Raw genomic sequence first — 4,554 nt, forward strand, 5'->3', positions numbered from 1 at the left:
AAGTCTAAAAGTCTTATCTAACAAGGTTTTTAGATTTATTCAGCTAACCCTAAATAGGGTCTGCGGCAAAAAGTTTTTCGGTGGGGGTTGGGGGTTGGGGGATGGGTGATGGGTTTTACCGATTTTCAGGTGGTCAACTACCTAATTTTCAGGGAAAAAGTCCCGGAATTTTCCCCCCGATCACTCCCATGGCCAGTACTTTTTTTTGATTGACAAAAAGTCTAAAAGTCTTATCTAACAAGGTTTTTAGATTTATTCAGCTAACCCTAAATAGGGTCTGCGGCAAAAAGTTTTTCGGTGGGGGTTGGGGGTTGGGGGTTGGGGGATGGGGGATGGGGGATGGGTTTTACCGATTTTCAGGGAAAAAGTCCCGGAATTTTCCCCCCGATCACTCCCATGCCTGGTACTTTTTTTGATTGACAAAAAGTCTAAAAGTCTTATCTAACAAGGTTTTTAGATTTATTCAGCAGACCCCAATTAGGGTCTGCTGAAAAAGCCGCTCAGGGAATTATGCTATTAAATGCCAAGAATTTGTCTGGCAATTTTGAACTACTCCAATCCGCTTCGCGCTCGATGGTCGTTTCTGACGCTTAAGTGCTATTTTGGTTTAGTTTGGACGCTAATAGGACCATTAACGATGGTTTGACAGGCTAAACGATAATTTTTGGGTTTTTTCTTCAGACGGCGCTGTTCAAAGTCGGTTTTAGCCGAGAGATTTTCCATACCCTCGACAATTGCCACTATACAAGTACCACACTGACCGTAACCGCCACAATTCATCAATTTACCGCCAAAAGTGTAGATATCAACGCCATTCTGGATTGCTTTCTCTCGTAAATTCGCCCCATCTGCCGCTACCACGATCTTATTCTCTTTGACGAAGTTGATGTTACCCATGACTGTGTTACCCTAAATTTTTGCAAATTAATATTAAAAAATATTAAATTTTTTCGATTGTAACATTTTTGGCTCGCTGTTCTAAATATTCGGCGATGCCAATAGCGATCGCTTTTTTGCCGATAAATTTCCCTAATGCCGCTTTTGTGACCAAATAAGCCACCTGTTCCCCTTGATCGCCCTTTTCCTCACCCCGATTAGCAATGACGGCCTGATAGCCCTTTTCTAGGCGTTTACGGGCGATTTCCAGTAACTCCTCCTGACTGACTCCCTCCTGATACTTGAAAGTCACCATCTCTAAATCGGGAAATTTTTCTCTCACCTTGTCAATCACTTTTTCCGTCGGCACAAAATTAAGATTTAACTGCCCACCACTGGGAATTTTACCAAAAAAAGGGCTTTCTAAGCGATAATCTGCCACTGCTGCCGAAAAAATCCCAAATTTATAATCTTTACTCTCTAATTCTCCCATAACCTTCCCTAGATACTCGTCATAGGTTTCAATAATTTCATGGGGTAAATAAGCGGGAGGTGTATAGCTGCCGCGTCCGTGGATTAATTGCACCTTTGCCCCGCGCAGGTACAATTCTTCTGCAATAGCGACTCCTAATTGTCCGGTAAAACGATTGGTTAAACGACGAATATTATCGATAATAACGGGTGTGGGTCCACCAGTGACTAAAATCGGCATATTTTTCAGGACAGAATTACTGAGAATCCCACAGGCTGCCACGGTAATCTCTTTTTCCCCGGGGAGATTGTGCTTACCGTAATCATCCCGGGGTGACATAATCTGGACTCCCAAGCGATCGAGAGTTTGCAAAGATTCGGTCAGAATAGCATTATGTAAACTGCCGTGCATGGTGGGGACAAGCAGAATTTTAGTTTTTCCCTTTTCCTGTCGTCCCAAGGCCGAGGCCAAGCATGAAGTGATCACTCCGTCAGCTATTCCGTAACGAAACTTATTAATCGTGTTATAGGTAGCGGGGGCGACTAAATAAAGATCAAAGGGAGATTGATCGCTTAAATGTTCTGCTTTTGCCGTTAATTGGCTAATTACGGGATTAACCGTACTCCATTCCAAAGCTTCCTTAGTGACGTATCTTAAAGCTTCTTCTGAGACAAAAGCCACGACTGTAGCCCCGAATTTACGCAAAGATCGGGCAATTAGCGGCGCTTTCATGGCCGCAATCCCTCCCGTTACCAGTAAAGCAATACGTTTACCCCAGAGATGATGACTTTCTAAGGGTACTTCGCGATCGCTTAATGGCGAATCCGTCGGAGAAGAGAAATTCCAAGTCATAATTTTCAGTGATCAGTAAACAGTAAACAGTAATCAGTGAACTGAAAACTCAAATCTGATATCTGATCACTGATTCGGTTATCCCTATTCGGGATTTGTCTATCTCTGAGCGAGAAACTGGTTATCCTAGTAAATAAAGGGTTGCTTCGGTGTTCTTATGATTGACAAAATTTTAACTAAAGTTCGATCGCTTGCCAAGCCGTTAATCGTCATCGGATTAGTAACAACGCTGATTTTAGGCAATGTTCCCAGTGCTTTAGCGGCATCGGGGGGTAGAATGGGGGGCGGTAGTTTTCGCGCTCCTAGTCGCAGTATTAGCCCTTCTAGAGGTGGTGGTTACAGTTCCCCCGGTTACGGTGGAGGTATTGGTTTTCCCTTCCTTTTACCCTTCTTTTGGGGTGGTGGTGGCGGTGGCTTAATTTCTCTGTTAATCTTTTTTGCTATTGCCAATTTCCTCGTTAATGCTTTCCGTAATGGTGGAGGCAGTGATGAGAATGGTATGGCTGTTGAACCGGGATATGAAACCGTCTCCGTGGCTAAAGTACAGGTGGGTTTATTGGCAAATGCCCGTTATCTGCAACAAGAATTAAATCAAATCGCCCTAACTGTGGATACTAGCACCTCCGAGGGGCGCGTCGATGTCTTACAAGAATCCGCCCTCGCCCTGTTGCGTCATCCGGAATACTGGGTTTATGGTAACGTCGATTGCCAACAAACCAGCCTCAGCAGTGCAGAAGCGAAGTTTAATCAGTGGTCTCTCAACGAACGCGGTAAACTAACGGCGGAAACCTTAACTAATTACAATAATCAACTGCGTCAAGGTTCTCAAGAAAATATTTTAACCGAATCGGCTGGAGAATTAGCTAAAACCGCACCGGAAGGCTATATTTTGGTGACTATTTTCGCTGGCATTGTCGGTAAATTTTCTCTACCCAAAATTAATGATTCCCAAGACTTGAAACAAGCCCTGCAACAAATTGGTAGTATGGGAGGCGATCGACTTTTAGCGGTAGAAGTGATTTGGACTCCTCAAAGCGAGGGTGATATTCTCAGTCAAGACGACATTCTCGCTAATTATCCCGATCTGAAATTGGTGTAATTTGTCGGGGGATAACCCTAGATATTGCCCAAAATCTCCCTTTTACGGGGAGATTTTTTGATTATTAACGAATTGCTCCCGTGATGGGATTTTTAGGTGTGTTAGCGCACCGTAACACACCCGAAGTTAACCTAACAATATAATTCCTGAATCCACTGCCATTCTTGGGCTAATCCTTCGGCTAAAGAGACTTGGGGATTATAACCTAAGATTGTACGGGCTTTGGTGACATCGGCGGCGGTGTGACGGGCATCTCCCCGGGCGAGTCCTTGATGCGATCGCAAAATCGGTTTACCGATGACTTTTTCCATGGTATCCAAGACATCCAGCAAAACCACGCGACTACCACCACCAATATTAAACACCTCCCCCACCGCTTCCGGGACTAGGGCAGCGGCTAAATTAGCGGCTACAGCATCGCTAACAAAGGTAAAATCGCGGGTTTGTTTGCCATCTCCGTAGATGCCGATGGCTTTACCTGCGATCGCTGCTTGAAAAAACTTATGGAAAGCCATATCGGGACGTTGCCGCGGTCCATAAACGGTGAAATAACGCAAGGCAGTGACGGGAACGTTAAAATTCTGGTGATATAGCCAACAGAGTCTTTCTGCCGCTAATTTGGTGATGCCGTAGGGTGAAACTGGTTGGGGACAAAGGGTTTCGGGAGTCGGCATCGTTTCCGCATTGCCATACACCGAGGAAGTGGAAGCAAAAACCATCCGTTGTAAAGAAGGGGTTTCCTTAGCGGCCTCAAGAATGATTTGAGTGGCATTTATATTCCTTTCGGTATATTGACGAAATCCATCACCCCAGCTTGCTCTGACTCCTGCTTGGGCTGCCTGATGGAATAATACTTCTACTCCTTGCAACAGTTGTCGCCAGTCAAGGGCTTGTATATCCGCTTCAATTAACTTAAATTCGGGATATTTTGCTAGAATATGGGCATTTTTGCGCTTTAAACTGGGATCATAATAATCGTTAAATTGATCGATACCGATCACCTGCTCTCCTTGTTCTAAAAGCTTTTGTGCCAAGTTAGAACCGATAAAACCCGCGACACCAGTAACAATATGAGTAGCCATTTAATCCTAGTCGTTGATATTTTGTATCGATTTTGACACTCCTGGGCCTAAAGGCGTGAGGATTCTTGAGCTAATCACAGCCCTTTCTGGTTTCCCTTACTTAGGTCTTACACGATTATGTCTGAACCGAACCTACTAGAATATCACTTGCTATCTAGTTATCCTTTTTATGG

General features: G+C 44.3%; 4 protein-coding genes. 1 reads left to right on the plus strand and 3 read right to left on the minus strand.

What is annotated here, in order from left to right:
- Positions 1 to 597: 597 nt before the first annotated feature.
- Together IM479_RS14350 and IM479_RS14355 are read right to left on the minus strand one after the other, a co-directional pair.
- Positions 598 to 897 carry a 2Fe-2S iron-sulfur cluster-binding protein gene (locus IM479_RS14350; RefSeq protein ID WP_286825814.1) on the minus strand — a complete coding sequence of 100 codons (300 nt, stop codon included), beginning with the start codon at positions 895 to 897 and terminating at the stop codon, positions 598 to 600.
- Positions 898 to 940: 43 nt separating this feature from the next.
- Complete coding sequence (locus IM479_RS14355) at positions 941 to 2,200, minus strand: phosphopantothenoylcysteine decarboxylase domain-containing protein (RefSeq protein WP_287686166.1); 1,260 nt, start codon at positions 2,198 to 2,200, stop codon at positions 941 to 943.
- 157 nt (positions 2,201 to 2,357) lie between these two features.
- On the opposite strand from IM479_RS14355, the gene IM479_RS14360 reads away from it, so the two are divergent.
- On the plus strand, positions 2,358 to 3,299 hold the full coding sequence (locus IM479_RS14360; RefSeq protein ID WP_286825816.1) for a DUF1517 domain-containing protein: 942 nt from the start codon (positions 2,358 to 2,360) through the stop codon (positions 3,297 to 3,299).
- A gap of 131 nt (positions 3,300 to 3,430) precedes the next feature.
- Here IM479_RS14360 and IM479_RS14365 read toward each other — a convergent pair whose 3' ends face one another.
- Positions 3,431 to 4,381, minus strand: a complete 951-nt coding sequence (locus IM479_RS14365; protein ID WP_287686165.1) for an NAD-dependent epimerase/dehydratase family protein — start codon at positions 4,379 to 4,381, stop codon at positions 3,431 to 3,433.
- Between the last annotated feature and the right edge of the window lie 173 nt (positions 4,382 to 4,554).

Source organism: Microcystis sp. M165S2, assembly GCF_020245885.1.
Taxonomy (GTDB): Bacteria; Cyanobacteriota; Cyanobacteriia; order Cyanobacteriales; family Microcystaceae; genus Microcystis.

Coding starts and splice junctions, on each gene's coding strand:
- IM479_RS14350 (WP_286825814.1), bottom strand. CDS start 897: ATGGGTAACATCAACTTCGTCAAAGAGAATAAGATCGTGGTAGCGGCA.
- IM479_RS14355 (WP_287686166.1), bottom strand. CDS start 2,200: ATGACTTGGAATTTCTCTTCTCCGACGGATTCGCCATTAAGCGATCGC.
- IM479_RS14360 (WP_286825816.1), top strand. CDS start 2,358: ATGATTGACAAAATTTTAACTAAAGTTCGATCGCTTGCCAAGCCGTTA.
- IM479_RS14365 (WP_287686165.1), bottom strand. CDS start 4,381: ATGGCTACTCATATTGTTACTGGTGTCGCGGGTTTTATCGGTTCTAAC.